The following is a 14,173-nucleotide window of genomic DNA, read 5'->3' as shown; positions in this document are numbered from 1 at the left end:
GTTCAAACATCCTATTAAAATGGCGGAGAAGGAGGGATTTGAACCCTCGCGCCGCTATTAACGACCTACTCCCTTTCCAGGGGAGCCCCTTCAACCACTTGGGTACTTCTCCACAGTGGTCTTACACTTTAATGGATTAACGGAGAGGGTGGGATTCGAACCCACGGCCCCTTTCGGAGTCACTGGTTTTCAAGACCAGCTCCTTAAACCGCTCGGACACCTCTCCAGATTTAATTTTCAAGTGCTTGTCTTCCGACTTGACACTTGATTATTTTATCAACTTGTATGTTGTTTGTCAAGCACTAATTTCTACTTTTTATTTAAGTTATTAGTTCTTAACTTTTGCCTTAAGTACTTGCTCGCTCTTAGTGCTTAATTAATATAACATGGCATTTGTCATACGTCAACATGTTTTTTAAACTTTTTTCATCTTTTCTTTTATTCCTTATTTCATCTATAACTTTCCTCACAAAACTATATATCTATTAAACCTATTTATTATAATTATTATAGAAAATAGACTTGTATTAGAAGGCCTTTTACTAGCTCTTCTATCTATTCATCAGTCTTCTGATAATTATCCTTATTACTCAATCCTATTTAGATTCCCTTAAGTACAACGAATCTTTTTGATTATAAAAATAAAATATAAAAGCTATAAAACTAACGATTCAAATTAGTTTTATAGCTTTTCCATATTTATAATGATAGATCATTCCTTTTTAGTAACTATAAATATACCTTTTGATAACACCTATCTATATCAGTCTTTCTGCTAATAATAAATCTTCTGGTGTAGTAATTTTAATATTAGTATATTCCCCTTGAACAATATGAACAGCTTCTCCAAAGGCTTCTACAATCATACTATCATCTGTAACTTGCAGAGCTTTTTCATAAGCTTCTTGATAGGCATTTATTAATAATCCCTTTTCAAACACTTGAGGTGTTTGTACTGCCCACAAAGTTTCTCTTCTAGGCGTGTTAATGATTTTCCCCTCTTGATCAGCTTGTTTAATTGTATCTTTTACAGGTACAGCTACAATACAAGCTCTACATTCTTTTACTTTTTCTATACTGGCATTGATTACTGCTTCACTTATAAGCGGCCTTGCTCCATCATGTACCATGATATAGTCTATTTCTTCGCTTACATTACTAATACCATTCCAGCATGAGTCTTGTCTTTCCTTTCCTCCTGCTACAACAGCCTTAACCTTTTTGATCTTATAAGTATCTCTCAACAATGTAGTAACATATTCAATATCTTCTTCACCTGTTACTACAATAATTTCTTCTATTTGAGCAATAGTGGAAAAGCGTTCCACAGTATGAGTCAGTATTTCTTTGCCTTTTAGCTTTAAATACTGTTTTTTAACTTTTGTTCCCATACGCGAACCGCTTCCACCTGCTACAATAACTGCAGCTATTTTATTCATTTATAAAACTCCTCTATTTAATAATCTTAGCAAAAATCATACGTCCTGCAGAAGTCTGAAGTACGCTAGTAACCTGTACTGTCTTTGTTTCTCCTACTGCTTTCCTACCATTTTCTACAACGATCATTGTTCCATCATTAAGATAGCCTATACCTTGCTCTTGTTCTTTACCTTCTTTTATAATCGTTATCACCATTTCTTCATTAGGAAGAACCACTGGTTTTACCGCATTACTAAGATCATTAATATTTAATACCGTAACCTTTTGTAGCTGTGCCACCTTATTTAAGTTAAAATCATTAGTTACAACTGCTCCATGTATTTGTTCTGCTAACTTAATAAGCTTAACATCTACTTCTTTAATATTACGGAAATCTATATCCATCACTTCGATTGGTGGCTGCTTAAGATTTTGCATTTCATTTAAAATATCTAAACCTCTTCGCCCTCTATTTCTCTTTAACTTATCAGATGAATCTGCAATATGTCTAAGTTCATCTAATACAAATGTGGGAATAATAATTTTACCTTCAATAAACTGAGTCTTAATAATATCTAGAATACGCCCATCTATAATGACACTTGTATCTAGAATTTTAGGTGCACTCCATAGTGTATTATTATCCTTCTTACTAAACCAACCTTTTATTTCATCTTTTTTAATGTGTACGATATATATACCAATATAGCCTAACGCTAAATAGAGTAATATTCCCCATAGTATATTCATCATATCTGATTGGCTTGTAAGAAGAGGATTACCTATTAAATTTGCAATGCCTAATCCTATAGCAAATCCAATAATATATATGAGTGTTTCAATCATAGAAGCTTTAGCTAACTTAGCTTCTATTTTAGGTGTGATTTTTTTAGATATAAACGCACCTATTGTTATAAACATAAGTCCAAAAATAATTATAAATACTATAAGTTCTTTATACTCATATAAAAATTTCAAACTTCCTTGTAATGTATCGCCAAAATTACTAGGAATAATTTGTTTCTCCTGTAGATCTACTACCATTATGGAAGCTATCCCTGCAATAATACCAGAGATGAGAAACCTAATTATTTTCTCCATTTTTTACCCCCTCCCCTTTGTTATATTTTTTTACCAAGTGGTAGGTTCGGAACAGCATTTAATGTCATATCAGCACGTGAACCTCTTAAATATTCATAGTACGCTGCTGAACCAATCATTGCTGCATTATCTGTACAAAGTATTTTACTTGGATGATAGAATGCAAAACCATTTTTATTGCAAGCTGCTTCCATACCTTCACATAAACCGCTATTAGCTGCTACACCACCTGCTAAGGCAATTTTAGTAATGCCTTTTTCTTTCGCAAGTGCCATTGTTTTCGTTACAAGTACTTCTACTACTGTATTTTGAAAACTGGCTGCGATATCTGCTATTGGTAATTCATCTCCTTTCATCTTTGCGCTATTAACATAGTTTAGTACAGATGATTTAAGACCACTAAAACTAAAGTCATAGCCATCTCCTATCATTGCCTTTGGAAAGGCAATAGCATCTTTATTTCCTTCTTTACTTAATGCATCAATCTTTGGTCCCCCTGGATATGGAAGGCCAATAGCACGTGCAACTTTATCATAAGCTTCTCCTGCTGCATCATCTCTTGTTTTACCCATAATTTCATAAGTATTATAATCTGCAACATGAACAAGGTGCGTATGTCCTCCTGATACAACTAAACATAAAAATGGTGGTTCTAATGTAGGCTCTTGAATATAATTAGCTGCAATGTGCCCTTCAATATGATGTACACCTACTAATGGTATATTTTTAGTAAAGGCAATCGCCTTAGCCGCTACTACACCTACTAATAAGGCACCTACTAAACCTGGCCCATATGTTACACCAATTACATCAATATCATCTAATGTCATATTTGCTTTTTCTAACGCTTCTCGTATCACCACATTAATCTTTTCAACATGCATACGTGATGCTATCTCTGGTACAACTCCTCCAAACTTAGTATGTAAGTCAATTTGAGTTGAAATAACATTTGAACGTACATCTCTTCCGTTAACTACTACTGCTGCTGCTGTTTCGTCACAAGATGTTTCTATCGCAAGTATTTTTATATCCTTCATTTTTATTCCTCCACAACCTGGTCCTCACTTACAGGCCCAAGGTCTTTCCAACTGTATATTTTCCATAGTCCTTCTTCTTTAACTAAAGTATATTCCCTTTTTTGAGTCCCTTTAGTCGTATCGTAAATAACTTCTACAAAAGCATCATCTGGGGTTAAGAAATTAATACTTTCTATTTTACTATTATTTAGATATACACCTTCTGTATGGTTCTTAATAAGCTCGGTACGTAAATTTTCTATTTGCTTATTGTAAGTATTTAGTTCTAGTAGTCTATTACTGCATAGAAGTCTTAATGCTAATAGTGTTTGTTTTTCTAACTCATTGTCTGGCTCCCAAGCTTCACTATACTGTACTTCCATAATCTCATTACTTACTTCTATTAGTAACTTAGGTGTAGCTGGATATTCTGCTTCAATTTGTTCAATAATCCGTTCAATACGTTCATTCATATCAGCCTTTAATTCCTCTTGTATAGCTACTGTATCTACTACATCTGCCACGTCTTGACTTTCCATCGCTAGAAAATAAATACTGCATACGCCTAGCATAATTAATACAGCTATAGCTTTCCTCATGCCTGTCCCCCTTTTAGAAATGTCTACTCCTCGAATCCTATAGTTGTTGTCATTCTATCTGTTCCTGCAATTGTATTTGGAAAAATCTCACAAATGGCAGATACATCTATCTTTGAATTTGGTACCGCTGGGCTAAAATGAGTCAGCCAAAGTTCTTTTACTTCTGCTTTTTTAGCAATTTGTGCTGCTTCACTACTTAGCATATGCTTATATTTTTTCACTTGTTCTAATTCATCCTCAATGTACATTCCTTCACAAATGAATAGGTCTGACCCTTGGACAAACTTTGTAAGTTCTTCCGTTGGTCTACAATCTGTACTATAAGATACTTTAATTCCTTTTCTTGCTTCTCCTAGTACCATATCTGGCGTATATACCTTATTGCTTTCTTCTACAGTTTCACCAAGTTGAAGCTTCTTCCAAAGCTTTTGTGGTACTTGGTTCTCACGTGCTTTCTCTACTACAAACTTAGGCTGCCTTTTATTCTCTATAGCATAGCTAAAGCAAGGTACTTTATGTGGTACAGGAAGCGCACTAATATGAAACTCGCCTACTACTAATTCATTTTTCTCATAAGGTAATTCTATTAAATTTAATGGAAATGTAATATCTCTACATACTACTGTTAAACCATCTACTATTCTCTTAAGCCCTGGTGGTCCAATAATAGTAAGTGGTTCTTCACGTCCTGCATTGCCTAAAGTTAAAAGTAATCCTGGCAGTCCTGTTACGTGATCTCCATGATAATGTGTAAAACAAATAATATCTAAAGTTTTATATCCCCATCCTAACATCTTCATGGTAACTTGTGTACCTTCACCACAATCAATTAAAAGTTTTCTTCCATTATATCTTGCAAGCATTGCTGTCAAAAAACGCTCTGGTAACGGCAACATTCCACCCGTTCCAAGCAAACAAATATCTAACATGTTCTACATCCTTTCTAGACTTATAACTGTATTATATCCTTTTATTCCAACTGTTACAACTTTCCTATCTTATACATTTTTTTATATTGTATTCTATATTCCTAAATACACTAAAGAGCTGTTGTATTTATACAACAGCTCTTTCAAACTTTTATTCGTCTTCAGTTGTAAAGATTTCAAGAACTGGCGCCTCTTTAATAGGTATGGCAAAAGTTTTAATCCATTTATTATAACATGCTTCACATATAATAAATGAATCACTTGTAAGGTCTTTTGAAGAAAAATACCCCCATGTCTTTTCAACTTGTAGATAATCTTCGCAGTTACGCCCATCTGGTTTCTTGATAGGCTGTCCACAACAATTGCACTTTATCTCTTCTTGCATTTTAGGCACCCCCCACCGCTCAAGCGGCCTATATTTCAAGCATGATCTTTCATCCGATGACTATTATCCATAATACTTCATGATCAACTCATCGAAGTAAATGGATACTGCGTCCTTGGATAACATTTGCTAAAATAAGCATGCTAGTTATCCTTAGATCTATTATATACTTTCTATACACAATAATATATAGGTAAATTTTCTCTTATTCTATAAGCTATCTGTAGTTTTAAAATGTAACTTTGCAACCTCATTTAGACGTTCCTTGCCAAATTGGTATACAAATTTCCTACCTGCTTCTACTGTTTGGGCACTTGCTCCTTTGGGGAACTTTTGACCATAAACTTCTTCTAACCCTTGCATATTGCTTACAAAGGCATCTCTTGCTAATATACTTGCTGCTGCAACAACTACATTTTGTTCTGCACGTGGTCTTTGTTCTAAAGTAATCCCTTTACTTGCTTCTCTTAAACAATTTTTAATCAGCTTCTCATCGCCAAATTGATCCGATAACGCTACTTGTGCCCCTGTTTGCACAACTAATTCATCAATGACTTTAGCATGCCCTGCTGCAAGAAGAAGATTCAGATTTCCTATTTTATTATAAGCAGTATTATATCTTACATTATCAAACACTAGAATTTTATAATCACAAATAACCTTTATTTGTTCGGCTAACTTAGCAATCTTAATATCTGTTAATGCCTTACTATCTGCTACACCTAACATTTTTAATTTTATTTTTAAAGCTTCATCGGCATATACTCCTGCTACTACTAGTGGACCAAAGTAATCTCCTTTACCTGACTCATCTACTCCTATCATTGGAATTTCTAGACGATCACTCATAAATTTGCTGATTACTTTTTCTTGATTCTTACTTGTCCCATTACTATTTATATTATGAATAACTGCTTTTAATTCCTCATATTTCACTTGTGATAAATCTAAAGTAACACCCTTCTTCTTACTTTCGTAAATACGTACTTTTGACTTTTTATCACCTTCTATTACATCAAATTGAATTCCATAATTAATTTCCTGATAAGCTCCAACTTGAAATTCATATTCTATTTGACTGAGTAAGTTCTCTTTTAAAATGTTATATAAATCGTATTTTGACATTCATTTTCCCTTTCTACTTTTGATAGACTTAGTATATAACATTTTTAATTTTTATTGCATAAGTTCTTTTGATTTTGCCTAAACTAGCTCTGAGATAATTGTGATTCCTCCCCATTGAACATTATCTCAAACCCCAACATTAATTGTATAAATATTAAAACCCTAAATATCTATTTTCAAAAGCGATAGCTCCCCTGTCGCTTTCTTTTTTTTATTTTATCCTATCTTGAATAAATTGAATGGCCTCTTCTTCTGGAATAGGCCTACTAAATAAATATCCCTGTATTAAATCACAATTACACTGTTTCAAATACTCTAACTGACCTTCTTCTTCTACACCTTCTGCTACAACCTCTAAAGATAGTTCATGCCCTAAATTAATAATAGCTCCTGTAATGTTTTTCTTTTCATCTTTTAAGATATCATCTACAAATGCTTTTTCTATTTTTAGTACATTAATAGGAAGTTGTTTAAGGTACGTTAATGAAGAATATCCTTTTCCAAAGTCATCTAAAGAGATTTTAACTCCCTTTTCCTTAATCTTTTCTACCTTTTCAATATTAACGTCTATAGATTCCATTAACATTGTCTCTGTAATTTCTATATGGAGCCTTTCCGGCTCAACATGAGTATGCTCTATAATCTCTTCAATCTTTTCTGCAAAATTATCTTGTATAAGTTGAACAACAGAAATATTCACAGCTACATAAATATCATCTAATCCAAATTCCTTTAATTTATTAATAAATCTACAGGCTTCTTCTACTACCCATGATCCTATAGGTACCATTAATCCCGTTTCTTCTGCAACACTAATAAACCTATCTGGTGGTATCATTGTACCATCTTCTTTGATCCACCTAATTAGTGCTTCAAAGCCCTTAACCTTACCTGTCTCTATTTTCATCTGTGGTTGGTAGTAAAGAGCAAATTCTTGTTTTTGAATGGCTTGTCTTAATTCACTCTCCATTTGAATTTTTTCCAATGTATGCTGTTTAAATTCATCTTCAAAGAAAATATAATTACGTTTCCCCTTATCTTTAGCCCTGTGCATTGCTGTACAAGCTTTATTAAGTACATCCTCAAACGTATCACTACTTTCCTTAGTATAAATGGCTACACCTATACTAAAGGAAATACCGAAGTCAATCTGGTCTATTATAAATGTCTCTTCAAAACATCTGTTCAGCTTCTCTATAAATGCTTTTATTTCTTCTTCTCTTATAGTTTCTTTTAATAAAATAGCAAATTCATCTGCTGCTACACGTGCAATAGTAACCTTATCATTTTGTAAGTATTCAAATCGTTTACCAGATTCAGCTAGAACTTGATCTCCACCTTTATAGCCAAAAGAATCATTTACAAATTTAAAATTATCAACATCTAGATAAAGGAACGTACTCTCTTGTTCTTTATGTTCTTCAAATATTTCCTTAAGATAATTCTTATTTGCTAAACCTGTTAACTCATCATAATAAGCCATATATTTAATACGTTCTTCATTAATCTTTTTATCATTAATATCTGCAATAGAACCAGTCATTCTTATCGGGGTATTATCTTGATTACGCAAAATTTTCCCTACAATATATACCCATATGTACTTGTTATATTTATTAAGAACACGACATTCAAAGTCATATTGATCTTCTGTTTGTAATGTACAAAGCTTTACACTATTTTGCACTAACTCTCTATTATCTGGATGAATCCATCCTAAATCAATATTTTCTTGTTCATTCATAGTTTGACAATTAAAAATTTCTTGTACTTTGGGTGAGCAATAGATTTTCTTTTCTTTAAGATCCCAGTCCCAAATTCCAATACTTGCGGTATCAATAACCATACTATAGCGTTCTTCACTAACTTGTAAGGCTTCTTTCTTATCACATAGCTCTTCATATTTTTTCTGCAATTCTTCCTCTGATCGAGCAATTTCTTCATAGAGCTCATTAATTTGGTCTTTATCTTTCTCTGTTAAATCAAATAGAGTAATATCTACTGCAGAAATTTCCATATGAAAATCAGTGTTTTCTCTTTCTTTACTCATTATTTGTTTTACAGTACAAATAGTATAGAGCTTCTTGTAGTTCTTAGATAAGAAATTAAGATCTATTGTTATAATTCCTAGTTTTTGTGCTTTTAAAAGTTTTTCAATTTTCCCATACTCACTTTTAAATAAAACATCAAAAATTGCTTTTTCTCTAATTTCCTTTGAAGAATAGCCCAATGTTTCTCTTGCATATCTATTACAGTAAGTAATCTTTCCATCATGACTAACCTTAATTACCATTAAATCTTTTGATTTTTCCATTTGGCTTATTTCATTGCGATACTTTCTATAGTCTACTAAAAATTTATAACATAAAATAATATAAATACTTGCTACACCTACTATAATGATTCCTATCGCTAGATTCACTTCATTAATATCTTTTTCTAAACCATAGACTACTTGCTCCATCTGCTCAACAAAATCACCTCTTATGTAATGACTTAATAATTTATAACTTCCCCAAGTTAAAGATACTGCTACTACCAATAAAGTTATTAATACCGTAATAGGATGGCTAATTAATCTCTTTATTGTTATCGTGCCTTCTGTTCTTTTCATAGTTTCCCCCATCTTTTTTAGCATATATGCTAATTAAAATGCTAACAGTGCTTGTACAATATCATATTCATTTAACTCATCGTGCCCCTTCTCTATAAATGCACCAAAATACCTATTCTCTTTGTCTTTCACTTGAAAACTAAGCATTTTTTCCATAGCTAGTGTATAAAGTTCTATGTCACCCACATTTTTTCCTATTTGGCTAATAACTGCATATATGGCAATTGTCTCTTGGTGACTTGTAATCATCCCTGTTTTTGAGTCATATTGTTCATATATCCCCCCGGCTTTTATCTGTTCTTTAAGCCATTTAATTGTCTCAGACTTATATAGTCCATTTTCTGATAGATCCTGCACAATAAGTAAGCTTTCTAAAGTGTCTAGCTTTTCTTGTGTACTATAAGTTTTCTCATCATAATTGTAGTAAGTATAATATAACGGAAAAGAACGACTAATAAAGCCTTTCTCTACAATATCTTTACCTTTTTGGAGGAGGCCCTTCCAATCTACACTATGATTCTCTAATACCGCTAATGCCTTTAAATCTATATCTCCTAGCTCAACTTCTCCCTCTCTTATATCATTCATTGAGTCATAATAAGAATATAACTTTCCTTTTACTACATTATATTTATACATTTGTTCTTCTAAAAGATTAGCTATTTCTTGATACAGTGGATCATCCCAATTTTTGTATGCTCTTACTGCCAATTTATACATTTTTAAGTTATCTTCAAGAGATGCTTTATGAACAGGTTGAATAGACTCATCTTGAATATAGCCACCAACTGCGATCAATTCTTCCTTAGTCATAAGGCTTTTCATGATTGCTTCAGCCATTTGCCTAAATTCTTTTTCTTGATTATTCTTAAGAAGATATTCTAGATATAAAATTTGAACCTTTGTATTAATATTATCATTACTATAGAGCAACTGATTATGTAATAAATGATTTTTTACAGCTTGTAAGGTATTCATTTCATATTTGTCATAAAAATTATCTTCTATTTGTGAACTTTCTGTTTTAAATATTAATTCCTTTATGTAATGACTTTTTACATATCCTAGTGTGCCTGTCGTTAATATTACAAAAAATACAGTACTTATTATCTTTTTTTTCATTTTTCCACCAACTTATACAACAATCTTCTTTAATCTTATCATACTATACAGGAAATAATAAATATAAATTGCATAAAAATATACAAAATTAAAAAGGCTTATATAAAATAAGCCTTTTTTAACTAATTTAATCGTTCTTCAATTAAGCGAGCAAGTTTTTCTGCTTCTTCTTGCATAACTTGTTTATCTTTTCCTTCGATCATAACACGAACAAGAGGTTCTGTACCAGATGGACGAATAAGCACACGTCCTTCTCCCTTAAATCTATTTTCAAGGGCTGTAATAGATGCTTGAATTTCTAAGTCTTCAAGATAGTCATGCTTATGTTCATTTTTAACAATAGCATTAACTAATACTTGTGGATATACTTGCATAATAGATTTAAGCTCAGATGGTGTCTTACCTGTTTTCTTCATAACATAAAGAAGTTGAATTGCTGTAATAAGTCCATCACCTGTAGTGTTATAATCTAAAAAGATTACATGCCCTGATTGTTCTCCACCTAAATTATAATTATGTTTAAGCATGTTCTCAAGTACATAACGGTCACCAACACGTGTATGGATAAGATTAATCCCCTCTTCTTTACTCATAACAGTAAAACCTAAGTTACTCATAACAGTAGCAACAATTGTATCTTGTTTTAAACGACCATCTTTTTTCATGTCTAAACCAACAATACTCATGATTTGGTCACCATCAATAAGTTCGCCTTTTTCATCTACTGCAAGACATCTATCTGCATCACCATCAAAGGCAATCCCTACTTCCATACCACGTCCTACAACTTGTCTACTTAGGTCATCCATATGGGTTGAACCACATAATTTATTAATATTTACACCGTTTGGTTTATTATGAATGACTTCTACATCTGCCCCTAATCTTTCTAGAGCAATTGGTGCTACTTCTGATGCAGCGCCATTTGCACAGTCTATAAGTACTTTGATTCCTTTTAAATCTCCAGGAATTGTATCACATACATAGTCAATATAAGCTTCTATTGCACTTTCATCAATTGACCATGTTCCTACTTCTTCACCTTCTGGAAGTGGAATACTTTCTGGTCTAGATACGATAAGGTTTTCAATTTCGTCTTCTAATTCATCTCTTAATTTATAACCTTCAGAATTAAAGAATTTAATTCCATTGAATTCAAGTGGATTGTGAGATGCAGAAATCATAACACCTGCATCCATACCTAACTCTTTTGTTAAGTAGGCAACAGCTGGTGTTGGGATAACACCTACACAAATAGCTTTTGCTCCTACAGAACAAATTCCTGCTACAAGTGCAGATTCAAGCATTGTTCCAGATATACGTGTATCGCGTGCTACTAAAATTTTAGGTTGTTTTTTTGTTTCTTTTGTTAATACATAAGCTCCTGCTTGCCCTAAGTGGAATGCAAGTTGTCCTGTTAACTCTTTATTTGCTACACCACGTACACCATCAGTTCCAAATAACTTACCCATTTTATCGCTCTCCATTCTCTTTTCATTAATTTTATACAATTATTTTGTCATTTATATGTCTATTTTGCCCATTTAAAATTATAATACCATTTTACTACACTGACAAGGTTTTAATGCACGTCTAAAAACAAAAAGCTAGAAATCTATACTTCATTCTAGATTTCTAGCTACTTTTACATTCTTTATTCTTCGCCTTCTGGCTGTGTCACTTCTCCTTCTACAGGTGGTTCTACTGGTTCTTCTGTTACAGGAGGTATAACTTCTTCTTGTATTTTTTCTACTTTGATATTTAGATAAATTGGTGTATTAACTACTTTAAATCCTTCTGGGACAACTAACTGTAATGGCATTTTATATTCACCATTTGAAAGTGGGCGAATCTTGCTAAAGTCTATTGTTCCTTTTAATTGATCTGATGTAAATCCTAGCAATTTTTCAGCTGTGCTTGCTAAAATTACATTGACTGAAGGATTTACCATCTCATATTTATAATCCTCAGGTAGCCCTAAAACTTGTAGTTTCATTTCTTCTAGACTAATGTCATAACTATAATCTGTTTCTTTTTGAATCTCTAATGTTACATTAGCCTTTGATTCTATATTATCAATATACTCTATACCTTCAGGCAGAATAAAATCTGCTCTAAATGTATTGCTTTGTATAATATTATCTAATGCAATTTTTTCTAGTTTAATTGAGTTGATTTGATCTACAACTTCTGGTTTTCCTACTATAGTTATTTCTTTAGGATTAATAATAATATTAGTCTGAATATAGCCTGCTGGTAGTGTACCTTTAAATTGTGGTTCTAATGGAACCTTCTTTTTCTTGCCTATAGGCAATGTAACCTCTACATATTCAGGGACTTTTTTAACACCAGTAACTTCCTGTCCATCTTTATCTAATAAAGTAATTGGTACAGTATAGCTTAATGTATCTTCTGAAAAATTCTCTACATTAATATTGATAACTGCAGTTTCAACACTTTCTACACCGCTCTTAGGTCCGCTTATCACCACTTCACTTGGCTTTAAAATTGGATCGAGGGCTGCATATTCACTACTACTCTCATTTTCAATATTATAGATAATCTCTTTAGTTGTTGACTTCTCTCTTTCAAAGATTACACTAATATCCCTTGGTCTAATATCTTCTGCTGTAATACTATCTACACTAATATATACAGGTACTCTTACAGTCTTATCTATAGAGTCTGCATCTTCAGCTGTAAGCATATTCGCATATTGAGTAAGATCGAGTCTTGCATCAATTTGCACCGCATCACTTGCTAGACGCTCCATATCAAGCCTTGGACCTTTTAGAAGTACACGTACTTGCATATTTCTTAGTTCTTCTTCATTCTGTAATACATATCCTTTAGCTTCTAACTCATTAATACCTCTAATGGTTAAAGGTACTCTTACTTCTTTAGTTAAAACTGGATTTTGAGAATTAATAACAAAGAACCATAGTAGAGCTGCAAGTAAAAAAGAAACTATTTTCCAAGGAAGGTTATTGGATAAAAATCTATTCATTTTTTTGTTTTCCTTTCCATAGCATCATTTTTCTTTCATGCTTTTTGCGTCTCTTTGATGATCCTAATATACGTCTTAATCCTTCACCATCAAGGCCTCTTCTAATTTTCCCATTTTTCACAAATGAGATATGTCCTGTTTCTTCTGATACAACAACGACAAGTGCATCTGTTACTTCTGATACACCAATTGCTGCTCTATGTCTTGTCCCTAAATCTTTACTAATTTCTAGACTATCACTTAATGGTAAGAAACACGTCGCAGCTGATACTCTATTGTGACTAATAATTACCGCGCCATCATGTAAAGGTGTATTTTTCTCAAATATGTTAATAAGTAATTGGCTAGAAACAACGGCATCAATAGGAATACCCGTTCTTTCTACATCTCCAAGTTTCGTTTCTTGTTCAATTACTATTAGTGCACCTGTTTTTACTTTTCCCATTTGTACACTTGCTTTGACAATAGCCTCTACCGTTTCATCTAGGAGACCTTCTATCATTCCCTCTTCTGTAGAAAGAATAGAACCCAATAAATTGCCTCGCCCAATTTGTTCTAAAGCTCTTCTAAGCTCCGGTTGGAACAATACCAGTACTGCAATGGCACCTAAAGTGATCGCATTTGATATAATCCACGAAACAGTATGCAATTGAAATACAAAAGCTACGACAGCCACTACAATAATAATTACAACGCCCTTTAAAAGTGCCCATGTTCTCGTATCCTTAATCCACATAAGAACTTTGTAAATAAAGAATGCTACAACTAATATATCTATAATGTCTCTTATTCCAATATGTGGTAGGCTAAGGTACCCTATCTTATCTAGTGCTTCACTTATTACGTCCAAGTA

At 32.8% G+C, this 14,173-nt stretch carries 12 protein-coding genes and 2 tRNA genes; all 14 read right to left on the bottom strand.

Annotation, left to right across the window (positions count from 1 at the left end; genetic code table 11):
- Nucleotides 1-20 precede the first annotated feature (20 nt).
- The 14 genes from PBV87_RS00665 to cdaA all read right to left on the bottom strand — a co-directional run bounded on the left by PBV87_RS00665 (nt 21) and on the right by cdaA (nt 14,161).
- A tRNA-Ser gene (locus tag PBV87_RS00665) sits at nt 21-112 on the bottom strand.
- A 28-nt stretch (nt 113-140) separates the two neighbouring features.
- Nucleotides 141-226, bottom strand: a tRNA-Ser gene (locus PBV87_RS00660).
- A gap of 532 nt (nt 227-758) precedes the next feature.
- Nucleotides 759-1,439 carry a 2-C-methyl-D-erythritol 4-phosphate cytidylyltransferase gene (ispD, locus tag PBV87_RS00655; protein ID WP_271010768.1) on the bottom strand — a complete coding sequence of 227 codons (681 nt, stop codon included), beginning with the start codon at nt 1,437-1,439 and terminating at the stop codon, nt 759-761.
- A 13-nt stretch (nt 1,440-1,452) separates the two neighbouring features.
- Nucleotides 1,453-2,520 carry a PIN/TRAM domain-containing protein gene (locus PBV87_RS00650; protein WP_271010767.1) on the bottom strand — a complete coding sequence of 356 codons (1,068 nt, stop codon included), beginning with the start codon at nt 2,518-2,520 and terminating at the stop codon, nt 1,453-1,455.
- A 20-nt stretch (nt 2,521-2,540) separates the two neighbouring features.
- Nucleotides 2,541-3,560, bottom strand: a complete 1,020-nt coding sequence (gene tsaD / locus PBV87_RS00645) for a tRNA (adenosine(37)-N6)-threonylcarbamoyltransferase complex transferase subunit TsaD (protein WP_053984918.1) — start codon at nt 3,558-3,560, stop codon at nt 2,541-2,543.
- A gap of 2 nt (nt 3,561-3,562) precedes the next feature.
- Nucleotides 3,563-4,138 (bottom strand): hypothetical protein, encoded by a 576-nt coding sequence (locus tag PBV87_RS00640; RefSeq protein WP_271010766.1) that lies wholly within the window; start codon nt 4,136-4,138, stop codon nt 3,563-3,565.
- Between the two features lie 23 nt (nt 4,139-4,161).
- Entirely contained in the window at nt 4,162-5,067 is a 906-nt protein-coding gene (locus PBV87_RS00635; protein WP_053984920.1) for a ribonuclease Z, read from the bottom strand.
- 151 nt (nt 5,068-5,218) lie between these two features.
- Nucleotides 5,219-5,452: a hypothetical protein gene (locus PBV87_RS00630; protein WP_053984921.1), complete on the bottom strand. Its 234-nt coding sequence runs from the start codon at nt 5,450-5,452 to the stop codon at nt 5,219-5,221.
- 210 nt (nt 5,453-5,662) lie between these two features.
- Nucleotides 5,663-6,577 carry a ribonuclease HIII gene (rnhC, locus tag PBV87_RS00625; RefSeq protein WP_082238789.1) on the bottom strand — a complete coding sequence of 305 codons (915 nt, stop codon included), beginning with the start codon at nt 6,575-6,577 and terminating at the stop codon, nt 5,663-5,665.
- Nucleotides 6,578-6,788: 211 nt separating this feature from the next.
- Complete coding sequence (locus PBV87_RS00620) at nt 6,789-9,191, bottom strand: EAL domain-containing protein (RefSeq protein ID WP_271010765.1); 2,403 nt, start codon at nt 9,189-9,191, stop codon at nt 6,789-6,791.
- Between the two features lie 33 nt (nt 9,192-9,224).
- Nucleotides 9,225-10,313 (bottom strand): hypothetical protein, encoded by a 1,089-nt coding sequence (locus tag PBV87_RS00615; protein WP_271010764.1) that lies wholly within the window; start codon nt 10,311-10,313, stop codon nt 9,225-9,227.
- Nucleotides 10,314-10,435: 122 nt separating this feature from the next.
- Entirely contained in the window at nt 10,436-11,785 is a 1,350-nt protein-coding gene (gene glmM / locus PBV87_RS00610; protein ID WP_053984924.1) for a phosphoglucosamine mutase, read from the bottom strand.
- A gap of 182 nt (nt 11,786-11,967) precedes the next feature.
- A complete protein-coding gene (locus tag PBV87_RS00605; RefSeq protein ID WP_271010763.1) occupies nt 11,968-13,320 on the bottom strand; it encodes a CdaR family protein in 1,353 nt (450 codons plus the stop codon).
- On the bottom strand, nt 13,313-14,161 hold the full coding sequence (gene cdaA, locus PBV87_RS00600) for a diadenylate cyclase CdaA (protein WP_053986331.1): 849 nt from the start codon (nt 14,159-14,161) through the stop codon (nt 13,313-13,315). The genes PBV87_RS00605 and cdaA overlap by 8 nt, the downstream gene beginning before the upstream one ends.
- Nucleotides 14,162-14,173 lie beyond the last annotated feature (12 nt).

The organism is Holtiella tumoricola (genome assembly GCF_027857615.1).
Lineage (GTDB): Bacteria > Bacillota > Clostridia > Lachnospirales > Cellulosilyticaceae > Holtiella > Holtiella tumoricola.
The sequence above is the reverse complement of the archived record's forward strand: the minus strand, read 5'-3'. Positions and strand labels throughout refer to the sequence as shown.

Excerpts from the sequence above, each read along its gene's own strand:
- PBV87_RS00635 (WP_053984920.1), bottom strand. The coding sequence starts at position 5,067 with ATGTTAGATATTTGTTTGCTTGGAACGGGTGGAATGTTGCCGTTACCA.
- PBV87_RS00640 (WP_271010766.1), bottom strand. The coding sequence starts at position 4,138 with ATGAGGAAAGCTATAGCTGTATTAATTATGCTAGGCGTATGCAGTATT.
- PBV87_RS00615 (WP_271010764.1), bottom strand. The coding sequence starts at position 10,313 with ATGAAAAAAAAGATAATAAGTACTGTATTTTTTGTAATATTAACGACA.
- ispD (WP_271010768.1), bottom strand. The coding sequence starts at position 1,439 with ATGAATAAAATAGCTGCAGTTATTGTAGCAGGTGGAAGCGGTTCGCGT.
- PBV87_RS00605 (WP_271010763.1), bottom strand. The coding sequence starts at position 13,320 with ATGAATAGATTTTTATCCAATAACCTTCCTTGGAAAATAGTTTCTTTT.
- tsaD (WP_053984918.1), bottom strand. The coding sequence starts at position 3,560 with ATGAAGGATATAAAAATACTTGCGATAGAAACATCTTGTGACGAAACA.
- rnhC (WP_082238789.1), bottom strand. The coding sequence starts at position 6,577 with ATGTCAAAATACGATTTATATAACATTTTAAAAGAGAACTTACTCAGT.
- PBV87_RS00630 (WP_053984921.1), bottom strand. The coding sequence starts at position 5,452 with ATGCAAGAAGAGATAAAGTGCAATTGTTGTGGACAGCCTATCAAGAAA.
- PBV87_RS00650 (WP_271010767.1), bottom strand. The coding sequence starts at position 2,520 with ATGGAGAAAATAATTAGGTTTCTCATCTCTGGTATTATTGCAGGGATA.
- PBV87_RS00620 (WP_271010765.1), bottom strand. The coding sequence starts at position 9,191 with ATGAAAAGAACAGAAGGCACGATAACAATAAAGAGATTAATTAGCCAT.
- glmM (WP_053984924.1), bottom strand. The coding sequence starts at position 11,785 with ATGGGTAAGTTATTTGGAACTGATGGTGTACGTGGTGTAGCAAATAAA.